This is a genomic window from Pseudomonas sp. GXM4 (assembly GCF_008923895.1).
Taxonomy (GTDB): Bacteria; Pseudomonadota; Gammaproteobacteria; order Pseudomonadales; family Pseudomonadaceae; genus Aquipseudomonas; species Aquipseudomonas atacamensis.
In genome coordinates this window covers 1-19181 of the sequence record NZ_WBRZ01000092.1, presented here as the reverse complement: position 1 = coordinate 19181, position 19181 = coordinate 1, and the positions used below count along the sequence as shown (strand labels likewise).

13 protein-coding genes are annotated in these 19181 nt (G+C 61.1%); all 13 read right to left on the bottom strand.

Features of this window, described 5'->3' with window-relative positions; all coding sequences use genetic code 11:
• Positions 1–70 precede the first annotated feature (70 nt).
• Positions 71–370 (bottom strand): DUF2845 domain-containing protein, encoded by a 300-nt coding sequence (locus F8N49_RS13780; protein ID WP_122750960.1) that lies wholly within the window; start codon positions 368–370, stop codon positions 71–73.
• Positions 367–3318: a DUF748 domain-containing protein gene (locus F8N49_RS13775; RefSeq protein WP_151551772.1), complete on the bottom strand. Its 2952-nt coding sequence runs from the start codon at positions 3316–3318 to the stop codon at positions 367–369. The genes F8N49_RS13780 and F8N49_RS13775 overlap by 4 nt, the downstream gene beginning before the upstream one ends.
• Positions 3319–3540: 222 nt before the next feature.
• Positions 3541–4557, bottom strand: a complete 1017-nt coding sequence (locus tag F8N49_RS13770; protein WP_151551771.1) for a class I SAM-dependent rRNA methyltransferase — start codon at positions 4555–4557, stop codon at positions 3541–3543.
• A gap of 135 nt (positions 4558–4692) precedes the next feature.
• Entirely contained in the window at positions 4693–6630 is a 1938-nt protein-coding gene (acs, locus tag F8N49_RS13765) for an acetate--CoA ligase (RefSeq protein ID WP_151551770.1), read from the bottom strand.
• Between the two features lie 201 nt (positions 6631–6831).
• Positions 6832–8496: a glucose-6-phosphate isomerase gene (pgi, locus tag F8N49_RS13755; protein ID WP_016773160.1), complete on the bottom strand. Its 1665-nt coding sequence runs from the start codon at positions 8494–8496 to the stop codon at positions 6832–6834.
• A gap of 359 nt (positions 8497–8855) precedes the next feature.
• On the bottom strand, positions 8856–9716 hold the full coding sequence (gene panC, locus F8N49_RS13750; RefSeq protein WP_024014335.1) for a pantoate--beta-alanine ligase: 861 nt from the start codon (positions 9714–9716) through the stop codon (positions 8856–8858).
• On the bottom strand, positions 9713–10513 hold the full coding sequence (gene panB / locus F8N49_RS13745) for a 3-methyl-2-oxobutanoate hydroxymethyltransferase (RefSeq protein ID WP_151551768.1): 801 nt from the start codon (positions 10511–10513) through the stop codon (positions 9713–9715). Before panB ends, panC begins: the two co-directional genes overlap by 4 nt.
• A 436-nt stretch (positions 10514–10949) precedes the next feature.
• Complete coding sequence (gene folK, locus F8N49_RS13740; RefSeq protein ID WP_151551767.1) at positions 10950–11435, bottom strand: 2-amino-4-hydroxy-6-hydroxymethyldihydropteridine diphosphokinase; 486 nt, start codon at positions 11433–11435, stop codon at positions 10950–10952.
• A 2-nt stretch (positions 11436–11437) separates the two neighbouring features.
• Positions 11438–12838 carry a polynucleotide adenylyltransferase PcnB gene (locus F8N49_RS13735; protein WP_016773164.1) on the bottom strand — a complete coding sequence of 467 codons (1401 nt, stop codon included), beginning with the start codon at positions 12836–12838 and terminating at the stop codon, positions 11438–11440.
• 734 nt (positions 12839–13572) lie between these two features.
• Entirely contained in the window at positions 13573–15009 is a 1437-nt protein-coding gene (locus F8N49_RS13730; protein ID WP_039761623.1) for a sigma-54 dependent transcriptional regulator, read from the bottom strand.
• A 22-nt stretch (positions 15010–15031) separates the two neighbouring features.
• The gene (locus tag F8N49_RS13725; RefSeq protein ID WP_024014332.1) at positions 15032–17986 is read right to left on the bottom strand and encodes a sensor histidine kinase; all 2955 of its coding nucleotides are present in this window, start codon (positions 17984–17986) and stop codon (positions 15032–15034) included.
• On the bottom strand, positions 17970–18146 hold the full coding sequence (locus F8N49_RS13720; RefSeq protein ID WP_003176118.1) for a hypothetical protein: 177 nt from the start codon (positions 18144–18146) through the stop codon (positions 17970–17972). Before F8N49_RS13720 ends, F8N49_RS13725 begins: the two co-directional genes overlap by 17 nt.
• Positions 18147–18223: 77 nt before the next feature.
• Positions 18224–19117: a tRNA glutamyl-Q(34) synthetase GluQRS gene (gene gluQRS, locus F8N49_RS13715; RefSeq protein WP_071173621.1), complete on the bottom strand. Its 894-nt coding sequence runs from the start codon at positions 19115–19117 to the stop codon at positions 18224–18226.
• Between the last annotated feature and the right edge of the window lie 64 nt (positions 19118–19181).

The following is a 19181-nucleotide window of genomic DNA, read 5'->3' as shown; positions in this document are numbered from 1 at the left end:
TTCGGCAGCTCCTACAGGGAAATGCATTCCAAATGTAGGAGCTGCCGAAGGCTGCGATCTTTTGCTCTTCTCAGTTACCGCGTTTGCTGTTGATCTGCCGCAGGCGATTGCCTTCGAAGCGCAGGTATTGATACATGCCGTTGTTCGGGCCGTAGGTCCATTCCTCGACCTGAAACTCTTCGCGGCGATTGGCACTGCGCTTGTAGCCGAGCACGTCGCGACTGACCGGCGCGCCACATTTTTGCAGCACTTCGCTGGCGCGGTCGCCGAGGCTGATCAACTGGCTGCCGCAGCGCAATGTATCCGAAGCCGACGCGTGGCCGGCGGCGTAGGTCAGAGCGAGCACAGCCAGCCAGTTACGCACGGTCATTCGGCATCCAGGTGCATTTGCGTCACCACGCGGCCGTCGCTTTCGGCCTCGCCGAGGTTGGCGTCGATGAAGTACACGCGGTCATCTTCCAGCTTGCCCTTGTCGACCAGGTAATCCTTGATGGTGCTGGCGCGATCCTGGCCCAACTGGCGCAACAGCACCTCGCTGCCGCTCCAGAACGCGATCACGCCCTGGCGCAGTTTCGCCGTGCGCTCTTCCTTGCCCAGGTCTTTCCATTCTGCCGGTGGCTGGGTTTTCAGGCGGGTGCGGTAAATCCCTTCGAGCAATGCGCCTTTCTCGCCTTCGGGCACTTGCAGCAGCGAGGCCTGGGCCGGGACCTTGTCGCCACGGCGCTGGAGCATCTTGTAGTAGTTGTATTGGTATTCGCGTTCCAGACGTTGCTCGGCGAGCAGCGGCCCATCGCTGCTCTTCGCAGCAGTGCCTTCGATTTCCAGGCGCAGCGCCGGACGTTCCTTGAGCGCTTGCGACAGTTTCACCAGCGCTGCTTCGGCGTCTTTGCTCAGATCGCTGGAGCCCGGCGCGAAGGACACCGTGCCGAGGTCTTCGGAGCCGCCGCCACTGACCAGCCCGCCGATCATCTTGAACGGCGCGGCGGCAGCTTTGACGATGAGGTTGCGCAGGGTCTGCCAGACGATCGGCATGACGCTGAACTGTGGATTATTCAGGTCGCCGGTCACCGGCAATTCGATGGAGATCTTGCCGTCGACATCCTTGAGCAGAGCAATCGCCAGCTTCAGCGGCAGGCTCACTGCATCGGGGCTGTCGACCTTTTCGCCCAGTTGCAGTTGCTCGACCACGACCTTGTTTTCGGCTTTCAATTGGCCCTTGGTAATCAGGTAGTGCAGGTCAAGGTTGAGCCGGCCCTTGCGGATGCGGTAGCCGGCGAATTTGCCGGAGTAGGGCGTCAGGGTCGTCAGTTCGACGCGCTTGAAACTGGTGGCGATGTCGAGACTGGCCATCGGGTCGAACGGATTGACCGCACCCTTGATGGTCACCGGCGCATAGCGGTCGACCTTGCCTTTGATGTCGACGCTGGCCGGTTTTGCCTGACGGCTGTCAATGGTGCCGATCTGACCGTTGAGCTGCTGCACGGCGGTGGCGAAATTCGGGGTCAGGCTGAAGTCGGCGAAGTTGGCCGAGCCGTCGTTGATCGCAATCGCGCCGATGTGAATGCCCAGTGGTTTGTCCTTGCCGGCCGGTTTGGCTGCGGTGCTTTTTGCTCCGCTGTCGGCCGGTTGCGGGATCAGCAGGTCGTCGACGTTGGTGGTGCGATCGTCGTTGATCATGAAGCGCACATAGGGCTGCAACAGGTTGACCTTGTCGATCGACAGGCTGTCGCCGTGCTGATAGTTGATGCCGTCGACCACTACTTGCTGCCATTTGAGAAAATCGCGGGTCTTCAGCGTATCGAGGGTGTGCAGTTGATCGATCTGCGCGCGGCCGGTGACGCTGAGGGCCAGTGGTTCGGTGCTCTTGAGGTTGACCTTGAGGTCACTGCCGAGCATGCCGCTGCGCAGTTCCAGGCGAATGAACGGGTTGATATAGGACTGAGCGACACGCAGGTCGACGTCCTCGGTTTTCACGTTGAGCTGCGCGTTGACCGGAGCCAGATTGACCGTGCCGTCGGCGCTGATCTTGCCTTGCTTGCCCAGACCGCTGTCGAGCTTGAGCTTGAAAGGCGAGCCGTTGAGGCTGTCGAAATCCTGCAGGTCGACGTTCAGCGGGGTGATGTCCAGCGCCACCGCCGGTTGCGCCGAGCGGTCAGCGAGATGGACCGTGTAGTTGCGCAGTTGCACATCCTTGACCAGCACCTGCCATGGCTTGCTCGGCGCAGTCGATTCAGGCTTCGGCGAGTCAGCGGCAGCCGGGGCATCGGCCGGTTCGGCAGCGGCTTTGGCAGCCGGTTTCGACGGTTGGCTGGCGAACAGTTTCTGCCAGTCCAGTTGGCCATCGGCTTCCAGCGCCGCCCAGGTTTCCAGTTTGTTGCTGCGGATCTTTCCGACCACCACTTGCTGCTTGGCCAGGTCCAGCGAGGTGTCGCTGACGTCGAGGCGTTCGAGCCTGGCCAGCGGACGTCCGTCCGGAGCCTTGATGGCGAACGGCGCAATGCTCACCGCGACGTTGTTCAGCAGCAGTTCGGTTTGTTTCGACAGGTTGAGTTTGTACTCGGTGCTGAGGCTGACCACGCCGTTTTCCAGCACCAGCGGCACGGCGTCGCGCACGTAGGGCCAGAAGGATTTCATCTGGCCATCGGTGACTTTCAGGGTGCCTTCGGAGGTGAACGGGATCAGGCTGAAATTGCCGGTCCAGTCGATCCGCCCGCCAGCGGGGCCGATAGCGACGAGGGTCATGTCGGCGCTGTCCTCGGGCAGGGTGCTGAGGTTTTTCAGCTCGAAACTGAGGTCGTTATAGAGAAATTCGATCGGCTCGCTGGGCCGCATATCCTCGAAATGCACGACGCCGCCGGCCAGTTTGATGTTGTCGATACGCAGCGGGAATGGCTTGGCGTCGGGATCGGCGGGTGTCGGCTCGCTCGGCGGCACGTTGAACAGGCCGAGCAGGTTGAGCTTGCCGTCTTTGGCGAAGAGGATTTCGCTTTTGGGTTTGTCCAGTTCGATGTCGGACAAATGCAGCGCTTTGGTCCACAGGCTGTCGATTTGCAGGTTGGCATAGAGGCGATCGAAGCCGACCTGCTCCTTGCCCGGTTCGCCGATGATCAGGCCCCACAGGGTGACCTCAAGGCTGAAGGGGTTGAGTTCGATACGCTGCAGATGCGCCGGCACCGTGGCGTAGTTGGCCAGTTGCTGGTTGGCCACGCGCAAGGCAATGCCCGGCAGGATCAGAAACCCCAGCAGGCTGTAGAGGGCCAGGGCTGTCAGCAGTGCGCCAATCGCGCGAATCAATCCTTTGGGCATGTGCGGCTTCATCTGTCTGAATCGGAGTGCCTTGGAGTATGGCACGCGATTCTGGTTCCGAAGTGCTTGATGTGGGACAGGATTGTTCAGTTTTATCTGTACGAACAAAATCCCATGTGGGAGCGAGCTTGCTCGCGAAGGGGTCGTATCGGGCAGCCTTTTTGGTGACTGATGCACCGCTTTCGCGAGCAAGCTCGCTCCCACAGTGGAGTGTGGCTATCCGAGAATTGGGAATTACAGCTGCAGAATGAGCGTCTTCAAGGGCGGCTGCTGGTCCCGCGAGGGGAAGTCGGCACCCGGGGTCATCACGCTCCATTCGCGCACCGGGCGGCCGGCCTTTTCGGCGCAGCGCAGCACTTGTTCGCGCCAGTCGTCCATGCTGACTTTCGCCAGGTTGTTGCAGCAGATCAGTACGCCATTGTCGGCGGTGGTCAGCAGGGCCGGTTTGAGCAGGCTTTGATAATCGCGTAGCAGGTCGACCGTGCCAAATGCGCTTTTGGCCCACGCCGGCGGATCGAGCAGGACCAGATCGTATTGGCGCTGTTCCAGGCGCTGATAGCTCGGCAGCTTCTGCCCGCGCCGCTGGCTGATCGGCAGGCCGGCGAGCTGGCGGATCGCCGGGAAGTAATCGGACTGAATGAATTGCATCGGCGGCAGTTGCGGATTGAGCAGGCCGTTCTCGCGCCCGACCGCCAGATTGCCCTCGGCAAAGTCCAGGTTGCACACCTCGCGCGCACCACCTGCCGCTGCACTGAGACCAACGCCACAGGTGTAAGCGAACAGGTTGAGCACACTTTTGCCTTGCGCGTGATCCTTGACCCAGCCACGGGTGTTGCGCAGGTCGAGGAACAGCAGCGGATCCTGCCCGGCATGACGCCCGCGCACGCGGTAGTTCAGGCCCCATTCACGCCCGACCAGATCGGCCAGTGCGGCGTCATCGGCTTTATAAACGCTGTCCTCGCGATCGATCCGCGAATTGCCACGAGAGCGGTCGTTGTAGACCAGCAGGGTGTCGAAGCCCAGCGTCTGGTTGACCATGGCGTGCAGTTGCAACAGATCATCACGTTCGAGCGTTTGGTGAAAACTCTGCACCAGCAGTTGCGGGCCGTAGCGGTCGATGGTCAGGCCGCCGGCGCCTTCCTGGCTGCCGTGGAACAGCCGATAGCAATCGGTGCCCTGGCTGTGCAGCGCAGCGAGCAGGTCCTGGCGTTGATCGAGGGCGGCGCGCAGCGCCTGATTCAAGGAAGACATGCGGGCGCCTTGCTGAAAAAACGCGAAGCTTAGCAGTCGGGGAGCTACAAGCGGCAAGTTTCTAGCTGCAAGCTAAAAGCGAAAAGCTGCGCGGACCGCTTTAGCTTGCAGCTTGTAGCTAGAAACTTGCAGCTCTCAAGTATTGAGCCGCTTGTCGACGAGGTCCTGCACCACGCTTGGGTCTGCCAGGGTCGAAGTATCGCCAAGGCTGTCGAGCTCATTGCAGGCAATCTTGCGCAAAATCCGCCGCATGATCTTGCCCGAACGGGTCTTTGGTAGCGCCGGCGCCCACTGGATCAGGTCCGGTTTGGCGAAGCTGCCGATCTCCTTGCTGACATGCGCCAGCAGGTCTTTCTTCAGCTCTTCGTTGGCCTCGGTGCCGTTCATTGGCGTCACGAATGCGTAGATGCCCTGGCCTTTGACGTCGTGGGGATAACCGACCACGGCGGCTTCGGCGATGCTGTCGTGCAGCACCAGGGCGCTCTCCACTTCGGCGGTGCCGATGCGGTGGCCGGAGACGTTGATCACATCGTCGATGCGTCCGGTAATCCAGTAATCGCCGTCCTCGTCACGGCGGGCGCCGTCGCCGGTGAAGTAATAGCCGGGGTAGGGCTTGAAGTAGGTGTCGATCATCCGCTGCGGATCGCCGTAGACGCTGCGAATCTGCGCCGGCCAGCTGGATTTGATCGCCAGCACGCCGCTGCCGGCGCCTTTGATTTCCTTGCCGGCTTCGTCAAGCAATACCGGTTGCACGCCGAACATCGGTTGCGTCGCGCACCCCGGTTTGATCCGTTGCGCGCTGACCAGCGGGCTGAGCATGATGCCGCCGGTTTCGGTCTGCCACCAGGTGTCGACGATCGGGCAGCGCTGTTCACCGACGGCATTGAAATACCATTCCCACGCTTCCGGGTTGATCGGCTCACCGACGCTGCCGAGCAATCTGAGGCTGGCGCGCGAAGTTTCCTTCAATGGTCCGGCGCCTTCGCGCATCAGCGCGCGCAGGGCGGTGGGTGCTGTGTAGAAAATGTTGACCTTGTGCTTGTCGATGACCTGCCAGAAGCGCGAACTGCTCGGGTAGCTCGGCACGCCTTCGAACATCAGTGTGGTCGCACCGTTGGCCAGCGGCCCGTAGACGATGTAACTGTGGCCGGTGACCCAGCCGACGTCGGCGGTGCACCAGAACACTTCGCCGTCGCGGTAGTCGAGCACATATTTAAAGGTCATCGCCGCTTGCAGCAGATAGCCGCCGGTGGTGTGCAACACGCCTTTGGGTTTGCCGGTGCTGCCGGAGGTGTAGAGGATGAACAGCGGATCTTCGGCGTCCATCGGTTCTGGGGGGCAGTCGTCGCTGACCTCGCGCACCGCCTGGTGGTACCACAGGTCACGGCCCTCGACCCAGTCGACCTGGCCCTGAGTGCGCTCTACCACCACCACGGTGCTGACGTTCGGGCAACTTTGCAGGGCTTTGTCGACGTTGTTTTTCAGCGGCACGAAGCGGCCGCCGCGCACGCCTTCATCGGCGGTGATCACGGTACGGCAGTCGGCGTCGAGAATTCGATCACGCAGGGAATCAGGGGAAAATCCGCCGAACACCACCGAATGAATCGCGCCGATTCGCGCGCAGGCGAGCATGGCGTAGGCGGCTTCGGGGATCATCGGCATGTAGATGCACACCCGGTCGCCTTTCTTTACGCCACGGCTTTTCAGCACGTTGGCCAAACGGCAGACGTGGTGATGGAGTTTGTTGTAAGTGATCTGCGCCGACTCGGCTGGGTCGTCGCCTTCCCAGAGCAGGGCGGTCTGCTCGCCGCGTTGGTCGAGGTGACGGTCGATGCAGTTGTAGCTGACGTTGAGCTTGCCGCCGGCAAACCAGGCGGCTTCTCCGGTTTTCAGGTCATAGCGCTGAACGGTCTGCCACGGCGTGCTCCAATCGAGGAAACGCGTGGCCTGCTCGGCCCAGAAGGCGCTGGGGTGTTCAATCGATTCGCGGTACAGGCGCCGATACTCGTCCTGGCTCAACTGAGCGGCCTGGCGCACGGCATCGGCTTTGGGGAACGTGCTGATATCGAACATGACGGTTCCTTATTCTTGTGGTGCGACACGAATAAAGATGCGCCGAGCGCTGCACAGGTTCAAGTCATGCGCCAAAACAACTGTGGGAGCGAGCCTGTTTGCGAAGGCGCAGTGTCAGTCAACGAAGGTGTTGAATGAAGAACCGCTTTCGCGAGAAGGCTCGCTCCCACAGGGGAACAGCGTTGTGCCCGAAGGCTTTTATCAGCCGCGATGGCGTCCGCGGAAGTAGTTGATCAGGCCTTGAGTCGAGGCATCGTCAGCCACGGTCTCGTCGCTGCCGACCAGACGGTTGTAGACGCCTTTGCCCAATTCCTTGCCCAGCTCCACACCCCACTGGTCGAAGGCGTTGATGCCCCAGACCACGCTTTGCACGAACACTTTGTGCTCATACATCGCCACCAGGGCGCCAAGGCGACGCGGGCTGATGCGTTCGACTACCAAGGTGTTGCTCGGACGATTGCCCGGAATCACCTTGTGCGGCGCCAGTTTGCGCACGTCGTCTTCGCCCATGCCTTTGTCGCGCAGTTCGGCTTCAGCTTCCGGCAGGGTCTTGCCGAGCATCAGCGCCTGGCTCTGCGACAGGCAGTTGGCGTACAGCCACTGGTGATGGTCGGAAACCGGGTTGAAGCTGACGATCGGCACGATGAAGTCGGCCGGGATCAGTTGGGTGCCCTGGTGCAGCAACTGGTGATAAGCGTGCTGACCGTTGCAGCCGACGCCGCCCCAGATCACCGGGCCGGTATCGGTCGACACCGAGGTGCCGTCCTGACGCACGCTTTTGCCGTTGGACTCCATGTCCAGCTGTTGCAAGTGCTTGGTGATGTTGCGCAGGTAGTGGTCGTACGGCAGGATCGCGTGGCTTTGCGCACCCCAGAAGTTGCCATACCAGACGCCGAGCAGGGCCAGCAGCACCGGCATGTTCTGTTCGAACGGCGCGGTCTGGAAATGCTGGTCCATGGTGTAGGCACCGGACAGCAGTTCCTTGAAGTTGGACATGCCGATGGCCAGGGCGATCGGCAAACCGATGGCCGACCACAGCGAGTAACGCCCGCCGACCCAGTCCCACATCGGGAAGATGTTTTCTTCGCGGATCCCGAAGGCCACAGCGGCGGCATTGTTGCTCGACACAGCGATGAAGTGGCGATACAGCTCGGCTTCCGAGCCGCCCTGCGCCAGGTACCAGGCGCGTGCGGCCTGCGCGTTCTTCAGGGTTTCGAGAGTGTTGAACGACTTCGACGAAACGATGAACAGCGTGGTCTCGGCGCGCAGTTTCTGCGTCAGCTCGTGGAATTCGCTGCCGTCGATGTTTGCCAGATAGTGGCAACGTACGCCTTTCTGCGCGTAGGACAGCAGTGCTTCGGAGACCAGCTCAGGACCGAGGAACGAACCACCGATGCCGATGTTGACCACGTCAGTGATCGGCTTCTCGGTGTAACCGCGCCACAAGCCATCGTGGATGCGACCGACGAGATCGGTGATCTGGTTCAGCACCTTGTGCACTTCCGGCATCACGTTGACGCCGTTGACCGACAACTTGTCGCCGACCGGGCGGCGCAGGGCGGTGTGCAGTGCCGGGCGGCCTTCGGAGGCGTTGACGATTTCGCCGTCGAACAGCGCTTTGATCGCGCCCTTCAGGTCGACTTCATTGGCCAGGCCCACGAGCAGGTTGCGGGTCTCGGCGTTGATCAAATTCTTCGAATAGTCGAGAAACAGACCGCAGCTACTGAGGGTGAACTGATTGAAACGCTGCGGATCGGCGTTGAAGGCTTCGCGCATGCTGAAATCCTGCATGGCTTGGCGGTGATCTTTCAACGCTTGCCAGGCGGGCAGAGCGGTAACGTCGTGAGGAGTGCGGTAGTACGCCATCGCTGCGGTTTTCCTTTTTACTTGAACGGCCTTTTGAACACGGTACAGATCAACCACGGGTTTTTAGCGCATGGGATCAACTGCGTCGACACGAGATCTGGATACAGGGCGAATACAGTAAACCTCGCGCTGCGTTCTGTCTTGACTTTGTCTGACCAGATCCCTGTACTTTTTTAACATCCGTTGAGGAATCTGGCCGACAAACGGAGGTGCCCGGAACACTTTCGCCCAACCGGCATGCACCGAAAACACCTGTGGGAGCGAGCCTGCTCGCGAAGGCGTGGTGTCAGGCAACTTACAAGTCGCTGATACACCGCCTTGGCGAGCAGGCTCGCTCCCACAGGGAAATTCGTTGCTGCTTAAATCGGGCTATCGAGATTCAGGTGCAGGTTGTCGATCAGCCGCGTGGTGCCGAGGAACGCCGCTGCCAGAATCACCAGATCGCGATCCTCCGCCGTCGCCGGACGCAAGGTCAGGCCATGGCGGATTTCCAGATAGTCCGGACGCAGCCCCGCCGCTTCCAGCACCTGCAGCTGTGCAGCGATCAGCGCCGGGTAATCGCGCTCACCTTGCTTGATCGCTTCGGCAATGCTGCTCAGCACGCGATACACAACCGGTGCCACGGCGCGCTGGTCTTCATTGAGGAAGCCGTTGCGCGACGACAGTGCCAAGCCATCCGCTGCACGCACGGTCGGCTCGCCGATGATCTGGATCGGCATGTTCAGGTCATGCACCAGTGCGCGTATCACCGCCAGTTGCTGGTAATCCTTCTGGCCGAAGATCGCCAGATCCGGCTGGACCATGTTGAACAGCTTGCTGACTACGGTCGCCACACCTTCGAAGTGCCCCGGACGGCTGGCGCCACACAGGCCTTCGGACAATTGCGGCACGCTGACCCGGGTTTGTCCGGCCATGCCGTCCGGGTACATCTCTTCAACCGTTGGCGCGAACAGCAGGTCGCAACCGGCTTCGAGGAGCTTTTCCTGATCGGCAGCGAGGGTGCGTGGGTATTTGTCGAGGTCTTCGCCGGCGCCGAATTGCAGCGGGTTGACGAAAATACTCGCGACGACGAAATCGACTCGCTGGGTAGCCTTGGTGATCAATGCGACGTGGCCGCTGTGCAGGTTGCCCATGGTCGGCACGAAGCCGATGCGCTTGCCTTCACTGCGCGCGCGGGCGACGGCGGCGCGCAGTTCGCGTACGGTTTTGACGGTGTTCATGCAGAGAATCCGTGTTCGGTGCCGGGAAACGTGGTGGCTTTGACTTCGCTGACGTAAGCCTTCAGCGCGGCCTGGATGCTGTCCTGACCTTGCATGAAGTTCTTGACGAATTTGGGCACGCGGCCGGTGATCGACAGGCCGAGCATGTCGTGCAATACCAGCACCTGGCCGTCGGTGGCGTTGCCGGCACCGATACCGATCACCGGAATGCTCACGGCCTGGCTGATTTCTGCCGCCAGTTCGCTCGGCACGCACTCAAGCAACAGCATGGCCGCACCGGCCTGCTCCAGCGCGATCGCATCGGCACGCATCTGCCGCGCCTGATTCTCGTTGCGGCCCTGCACTTTATAGCCACCGAGAATGTTCACCGCTTGCGGGGTCAGGCCCATGTGCGCGCACACCGGCACACCGCGCTCGGCGAGCAGACGGATCGACACCGCCAGCCACAGCTGACCTTCGACCTTGACCATGTGCGCGCCGGCCTGCATCAGCATGGCGCTGTTGTTCATGGTCTGTTCGAGGGTGGCGTTGGCCATGAACGGCAGGTCGGCGAGGATCAGGGCATCGCCATTGCCACGCTTGACGCTGGCGACGTGATAGGCCATTTCCGCCGTGGTCACCGGCAGGGTGCTGTCATGACCCTGCAGAACCATGCCGAGGGAGTCGCCGACCAGCAGCACTTCGACACCGGCCTCGTTGCAGGCGTGGGCGAAGGTCGCGTCATAGCAGGTCAGCATGGTGATTTTTTCACCTTTCTGCTTGAGGCTCTGGAGCGTGGTCAGGGTGATGGCTGGCATGTAAAAAATCCTCGTTCAGGCGCTCTGGAAACTGCTGCGAGTCACGCGCGTGATTCTTCATCTACTCAGGCGCACGGTCTTGTGTCGTGCTTTGAAAGGCCTGGATTGCGCCCGTTCATGCCGGGTTGGCGGCAGCGGGACGCCTATAGTCGTGATGAGCCAACAGGAAGTCAATTGCGTGTGTTACCGCATTGTTACGCGGGCGGTGTTACCGGCGTTACTGATGCGATTCAGCGGCGCGGCGGGCCTGATTCGGGGGATTTTTGTCTGACAAAAACTGGAGATTGGAAGGTGACCTGTGGCGAGGGGATTTATCCCCGTTGGGTCGCGGAGCCGCCCCATGTTTGTATGCAGCTTGGTCAGATTTGGGCCCGCTTCGCAGTCCAACGGGGATAAATCCCCTCGCCACATAACCACATTTCACAGAAGATTTTTGTCAGGGCTGGGGGAGGCGCTCGAGGCCGACGAACGGGCAGGCGGCCAGCAGCTCTGTCAGCGTGCGGCCATCGGCGAGACGCAGATCCTGCGGCGCCAGCTCAGCCAAGGGATAGAGAACGAACGCCCGCTCCTGAATCTGGTAATGCGGGACCTTCAGCCGTGGCTCATCGATCAGGCGATCGCCGAACAGCAGAATATCCAGATCCAGCGTGCGTGGCCCCCAGCGCTCAAGACGCTCGCGGCCCTGAGCATTTTCGATCGCTTGCAAGGCGTCGAGCAGCTCGATCGGTGCGAGCGAACTGTCGAGGGCGGCGACGGCATTGGTGTAACGCGGCTGGCCCGGCAGCAGCGAATCGCTCTGATAAAAGGCTGACACGCCGGCAAGACGTGTCTGCGGCAATTGGCCCAGCGCCGCGATGGCGCAGCGCAACTGGTCGGCCGGGTCAGCGAGGTTGCTGCCCAGGCCGATGTAGATGCGTTCCATGCTTACTCGCCCGTCGCGCTCGAAGCACCGGCGCGCTTGCGCTTGGAACCGCCGCTGCGGCGCCGTTTGCGCGGTGCGCCGCTGGCATCGTCGCCCTTGCCGCTGAGGTCGCGGATCATGTCGCGACGCTCGCTGTCGTTGGCGTCCTGATAATCGGTCCACCATTCGCCGAGGCCATCGGTCTCCTCGCCGGCGCTTTCACGCAGCAGGAGGAAATCGTAACCGGCACGGAAGCGCGGGTTGTCCAGCAACAGATCGGCGCGTTTGCCACTGCGCCGTGGCAGGCGTTCCTGCATGTCCCAGATTTCGCGGATCGGCATGGTGAAGCGCTTCGGAATTGCGATGCGCTGGCACTGTTCGGCGATCAGCTCATGAGCGGCTTCCTGCATCGCCGGAATCGGCGGCATGCCACGTTCCTGCAGACGCAACACGCGGGCCGGCAGCGCCGGCCAGAGCAGGGCGGCAAAGAGGAACGCCGGGGTTACCGGTTTGTTCTGCTTGATGCGCAGGTCGGTGTTGGTCAGTGCTTCGCTGATCAGCGTGTGGGTGTATTCCGGGTTGTATTCCAGCGCCTCGGCACTGGCCGGGAACAGCGGGGCGAACAGTTGCAGGTCGACCAGCATTTCGAAGGTGATTGCGCCGTGCCCGGACAGGAATAGCTTGAGCACTTCTTCAAACAGCCGCGCCGACGGAATCTCGCGCAGCATCGGCGCCAGCTCACGGATCGGCTGCACGGTGTGCTTCTCGATGCCGAAGTTGAGCTTGGCGGCGAAACGCACGGCCCGCAGCATGCGCACCGGGTCTTCCTGGTAACGCTGCTTGGGGTCGCCGATCAGGCGGATCAGGTGATTGCGGATGTCGTGCACGCCATTGGCGTAATCGAGAATGCGCTCGCTGACCGGGTCGTAATACAGGGCGTTGATGGTGAAGTCGCGACGTTGCGCGTCCTCTTCCAGGGTGCCGTAGACGTTGTCGCGCAGAATGCGCCCGCTCTCGTTGCGCGAAGACTGGTTGCTGTCTTCGTCGTCTTCGTTGACCGGGTGATTGGCGCGGAAGGTCGCGACTTCAATGATTTCGCGACCGAAATGGATGTGCACCAGCTTGAACCGGCGGCCGATGATCCGCGCATTGCGGAATTCGGCACGCACCTGCTCGGGGGTGGCACTGGTGGCGACGTCGAAGTCCTTGGGCGTGATGCCCAGCAGCATGTCACGCACGCAACCGCCGACCAGATAAGCCTGGTAACCGGCACCTTGCAGGCGTTCGACGATATTCACCGCATAGCGGCTGAACTGCGTTTTCTGCAGCGAATGTTGGCCGCTGTTGAGCACTTCAGGGGTGCTGCGGATGTGTTGCGTACGACGCACGGGAGTTCGGAATGACTGGAACAGCTTCTTCAGCATGGGATGCACTGTTTGAAGGAATGTTCGGCCATACCAAAAGAATGACCGCATGATGGGCGCAGATTCTAGCATTTAGTCGGGGGATGGTGTAGGACGCAGCAGATATGAGCTGCAAGCCACAAGCTGCAAGGGTCGAACGCGGGAAAGCAAGGGAATTTCACGGAGGGGAGAAACTACAAGGGGAGCCGAAGCTCCCCAAGAAGTAGTTGCGTGCTCTTTTTATTATTGATTCGGGCTTCTTGTTTTTGTTGAGTGCCCTCGCCACGAAGTGTTTCCTTCGTGACCCTCCCAATCGGGAGCCAAGAGCAAACGGATTGCTTTGGTCGCTGAATTGCAGTGATCTGTCGATCCAACCAGTACAGGCTCTGTCTTAGGACAGTTTTTGTTGTTCTCGGCCTGGTCGTGGGGCAAGCCCCAAATACAACGCCTCTCCAAAAGAATCAGTTAGCTGCGCCTCTCGCCGTCTTGTTTTTATTGTGCGTGAGTCGATTCGTCTTATTTTTATTGTCTTGTGCATTGCTTGTTATTGTTCTTGTACCAAACATATAGCAGGGTGCGTGCCAACTTTTGCCAAGCCCAGTAAAACAAGGGGTTAGGTCGATATAACCGTTTTGCAGGGGCGAAAAAAAGCCGGGGTTTCGTTACCGATAACCCCGGCTTCTGTTACGTGAATCGACTGCGGTAACAGTTTTTTCACATTGTCATGCGTTACCCGCGCACGCGGTGGGTAACGCTCAGCTCTCGCTGGCGACCCCGGTCTTGCGCCGTGGAATGCCCAGACGCTGGCGGCGTTCCCACAGGCATTTGCGGCTGACGCCGAGTTTGCGTGCCAGTTCGGTCTCGGTCATGTGGTCCTGATGCTCGAGGACGAAATGCTGGAAATAGTCTTCCAGCGACAGATCCTCGGTCGGCTCATGGCTGCTGTTGCTGGCGTTACCGCCGGTTTGCGGCGGCAGACCGATGAACTCGTCGTCTTCCAGATCGCTCAGCTCGATGTCGATGCCCAGCAGGTCGGCCGAGATCTCCGGGCTTTCGCTGAGAATCACCGCGCGCTCGACAGCGTTTTCCAGCTCACGCACGTTACCCGGCCAGGAATAGTGCCGGATCGCCTGTTCGGCATCGGCGGCGAATTTCAGGTCGGTGCGATTGATCCGCGCGCTCTGGCGAGCGAGGAAGGCATTGGCGATTTCGTTGACGTCGGCGCCACGCTCGCGCAGCGGCGGCAGCTTCAGGGCAATCACGTGCAGACGGTAATAAAGGTCTTCACGGAACTGGCCGATTTTCGCCAGGCTCTTCAGATCGCGGTGAGTTGCAGCGATCAGGCGCACATCGACTTTCTGCGACTGCACCGAACCTACGCGGCGAATTTCGCCCTCCTGCAGAACCCGCAGCAAGCGAGCCTGGGCTTCGAGGGGCAGTTCGCCGATCTCATCGAGAAACAAGGTGCCGCCGTCCGCCGCTTCAACCAGACCGGCGCGACCGGCGCTGGCGCCGGTGAACGCGCCTTTCTCGTGGCCGAACAGTTCTGATTCGATCAGGCTTTCCGGAATCGCCGCGCAGTTCACCGAAATCATCGGCGCCTTGGCGCGTTTCGACAGATTGTGCAGGGCACGGGCCACCAGTTCTTTACCGGTACCGGACTCACCCTGAATCAACACGTTGGAGTCGGTTGGCGCGACTTTGCGGATCTTGCTGTACAGGTCCTGCATCGGTGGGCAGGAGCCGATGATGCCAATTTCACCATTGCTGTTATCCACAGCAGCTTTGCCATTGCCAGCGGCAGGCTTGCTCGCCGTAGCTTCGCCGGCAGCCGGCGCCGACTGGCGATCGCGCAGGATCCGCGCAACCGCCTGGAGCATTTCATCGTGGTCGAACGGCTTGGCGATGTAATCGACCGCGCCCATTTTCATCGAGTCGACCGCCGAGCGCAGGCTGGCGTAACTGGTCATGATCAGCACCGGCGTGCCCTGGCCGAGCTTGATCAGCTCGGTGCCCGGAGCGCCCGGCAGGCGCAGGTCGCTTACGATCAGATCGAACGTAGGAATGGTGAAGCGTTCTTGTGCTTCCTGCACTGATCCGGCTTCGCTGACCTGGTACTGGTTGCGTTCCAGCAGGCGGCGCAAGGCGGAGCGGATAATGGTTTCGTCTTCGACGATCAAAATGTGCGGCATTGATTCGATACTCTCGACGGTCTCAGTTCACAGCGGACGTCGCTTCGACATGACGCGGTAAGGTCACCCGGATACGGGTGCCGCGTTGGCTTTGTACATCAGCCGGGCTGTCGATGGTGATTTGTCCATAATGCTCTTCAACGATGGAATAGACCAGTGCAAGGCCCAGACCGGTGCCTTCACCCGGATCCTTGGTGGTGAAGAAAGGTTCGAACAATCGGTCCATGATGCTCGACGGAATACCACTGCCTTCGTCTTCGACGATCAGATCGACCGTGTGTTCGCCGGCTTCGCTCTTGACCCGTACCGCACTGTGCGGCGGCGAGGCGTCGCGGGCGTTGGAGAGCAGATTGATTAGCACCTGGGCAAGCCGTTGCGGGTCGCCTTCGACCCAATGGTCGGGATCGCACAGGTTGTAGAACTGCACTTCGAAATTGCGTCGGTTCAGCGCCAGCAGGCCGATGGCGTCCTGCGCGACTTCGGCCAGACACACTGGTTCGTCGTTGTGCTGATGACTGCCGGCATGGGCGAAGCTCATCAGCGACTGGACGATGCGCGAGACGCGTTTGGTCTGCTCAAGAATCTGCCCGCTGATTTCCGTCAGCTCGCCGTCGTCTTCACGCTCTTCGCGCAGGTTCTGCGCCAGGCAGGCGATGCCGGTGATCGGGTTGCCGATTTCGTGGGCCACCCCCGCTGCGAGTCGACCGATGCTGGCCAGCCGTTCGGAATGCACCAGTTTGTCTTCGAGCATCTGCGTTTCGGTCAAATCCTCGACCAGTAACACCAGACCACTGTTACCCGGGGCCAACGGCTCGTCGATTGCCGCTTTGTGCAGATTCAGCCAGCGGGTCTGACCATCGAGGGCCAGATGCTGTTTGTGCAAATGCTCGTCGGGCAGGTTGATGAAGCCTTGCAGCAGTTCTTTCCACGGGTTGGCGATGGTACTCAGACGCGAACCGACCACTCGCTGCGCGGCGATGCCGGTCAGCTCTTCCATGGCCTTGTTCCACATCAGGATCTCCTGATCCTTGGCCAGCGAGCAGACGCCCATCGGCAGTTCCTGCAAGGTCTGGCGGTGGTAGCGGCGCAGGGCGTCGAGCTCGGCGGCCAGGCCGGTGAGGCGCGAGTGATAATCCTCGAGACGGCTTTCAATGAAGTGGATGTCTTCGGTGACATAGTTTTCGCCGCCAGCCTTATAGGGCAGGAAGGTTTCCACCATATCCTGCGCAACGCTCGGGCCCATCAGGCCGGACAGGTTGGCCTCAATGCGGTCGCGCAACCGGCGCAAGGCATACGGCCGGCGTTCATCGAAGGGCAGATACAAGTCGCGCAGCGCTTGCTCGACTTCTTTCTGCGCAGCCTTGGCGCCGAGCGGCTTGGCCAGTTGCGTGGCGAATTCCTGCGGCGAGGCGGCGTGCAGTTCGCGGCGTTGCGGGCGCCGCACGTTATCCACCGCACAGGCTTCGGCGGCGCTGGCTTCTTCCGGGCTGGCGTTGGTGAACAGCGAGATCAAAGTGAACATCAGCACGTTGGCGGCCAGCGAGGCGATGGCCGCCATGTGCCAACTGGTGTCGTCGAGCACGTAGATCATGTTCAGCAGCGGGATATAGAAACCCTGCAGATTGCCGACCAGCGGCAGCAGCATGGTCACCACCCAGACCGTGATCCCCGCCAGCAGACCGGCAATGAAACCGCGGCGGTTGGCGGTCGGCCAGTACAGCACCGACAACACCCCGGGCAGAAATTGCAGGGTCGCAACGAACGCGACGATGCCGAGGTTGGCCAGATCCTGTTCGACGCCGAGCATCAGGTAGAAACCGAAACCGGCCATGATGATCGCCACGATCAGCGCCCGACGGGTCCATTTCAGCCAGCGGTAGATGTTGCCTTCGGCCGGCGGTTGATAAAGCGGCAGCACCAGATGGTTCAGCGCCATGCCCGACAAGGCCAGGGTGGTGACGATGATCAGGCCACTGGCGGCGGACAGGCCACCGACGTAGGCAAGCAAGGCCAACGGTTTGCTGTTGGCGGCGATGCCGATGCCGAGGGTGAAATATTCCGGGTCTGTGGTGGCGCCGAGTTTCAGCCCGGCCCAGAGAATCAGCGGTACGGCAAGACTCATCAACAGCAGAAACAGCGGCAGGCCCCAACTGGCGCTGACCAGCGAGCGCGGATTGAGGTTTTCCGTAAAGGTCATGTGATACATGTGCGGCATCACGATCGCCGAGGCAAAGAACACCAGCAGCAGCGTGCGCCACGGACCTTCCTGCAACGGCGTGTGCAGGGCGGCGAGGGCGGTCTGGTTTTGCAGCAGCCACAGTTCGAGCTGTTGCGGGCCGTCGAACACGCCATACAGCGCGTACAGGCCAACGCCGCCGAGAGCGATCAGTTTGATGATCGATTCGAAGGCAATCGCGAACACCAGCCCTTCATGTTTCTCGCGCGTGGCGATATGCCGGGAACCGAAGAAGATTGTGAACAGAATGATCAGCGCACAGAACGCCAGCGCCACGCGGCTCTGCACGCGTTCGCCGGTGAGGATGCCGATCGAGTCGGCCACAGCCTGAATCTGCAGGGCAAGCAATGGCAAGACGCCAATCAGCATGAAAATCGTGGTCAGCGCGCCGGCCCAGGTGCTGCGAAAGCGGAAGGCAAACAGGTCGGCCAGCGACGACAGTTGATAGGTGCGGGTGATCTTCAGGATCGGATAGAGCAGCACCGGCGCCAGCAGGAATGCACCGGACACGCCGAGATAACTGGACAGAAAGCCGTAACCGTACTGATAGGCCAGGCCCACCGTGCCGTAGAACGCCCAGGCGCTGGCGTAAACCCCCAGCGACAGGGTGTAGGTCAACGGGTGGCGAATGATCGCGCGCGGGATCATGCCCCGTTCGCTGACCCAGGCAACGCCGAACAGCGCCGCCAGGTACGCGGCGCTGATCAGGATCATCTGGGTCAGGCTAAAGCTCATCGGCATCTTTTTGGCTCTGCAGGATGAAGGTCACGACAATCAGGATCAGCCAGAGCAGATAAGGGCGATACCAGGCGCCCGTCGCGTCGATCCACCAGTCCATGATGGCGGGGGAGAACAGGTAGATCCCGACGACCAGAAGCAGGACCAAGCGATAGATGTACATCCCGGCCTCTCTTTTTTATGCGCGTGCCCGAAAACGTGCGGCGATGGTAACGGATGGGCGCGCGACTGCAAGTGTCGTCATTGCAGTTGCGCTTCGGGCAGGGTCAATGTGCGCGGGATCCGGTCGGCATCCCAATGCGCGCTGCCCCAGGCCAGCAGTTCGCGCGGCGAAGCGTGAGCCAGTTCGGTGCCGGGATTCTGCCCCAGCGCGCGCAAGGCCCGCAGCAGCAACGGCGTGGCCTGATCGGCTTCGAGCGGCGGCGAGCGGTAGGACTTGCCGAGTTTGTTGCCGTCCGGCTGGGTGATCAGCGGCAGGTGCAGATAGCGCGGCTGTTTCAGACCGAGCAGTTCTTGCAGGTACAGCTGACGCGGCGTCGAATCGAGCAGATCGGCGCCGCGCACAATATCGGTAATGCCTTGCCAAGCGTCGTCGAGCACCACCGCCAATTGATAAGCGTAGAGACCATCGCGCCGACGGATGACGAAGTCGCCTACGTCGCGGCCCAGGTGCTGGCGGTATTCGCCCTGCACGCGATCAATGAAGTGGTATTCCAGCTCCGGCACGCGCAGGCGGATCGCGGCGTCGTGCTGATCATGCCCGGCGTTGCGGCAAAACCCCGGATAAATCCCGTGATAGGGCTCCAGTTGTTTGCGCGAGCAGGTGCAGGCGTAGGCCAGGCCATGATTGAACAGGCTGTCGAGCACTTCGGCATAAGCCGCGTGTCGATCGCTTTGGCGGACCATTTCGCCGTCCCATTCGAAACCGTAGCTTTCCAGCGCCTTGAGAATCGCCGCTTGCGCACCGGGCTCTTCGCGCGGCGGATCGAGATCTTCCATGCGCACCAGCCAGCTCCCACCGACGGAGCGGGCGTCGAGATAGGACGCCAACGCAGCGACCAGCGAACCGAAGTGCAGGTGGCCACTGGGGGTGGGGGCGAAGCGGCCGATGTAGGCGGGGGATTTGGCAGTCATGGAGGCGATAAAAGCTATTCAGAATTTATGCAGGGTATTCCTGTGGGAGCGAGCCTGCTCGCGA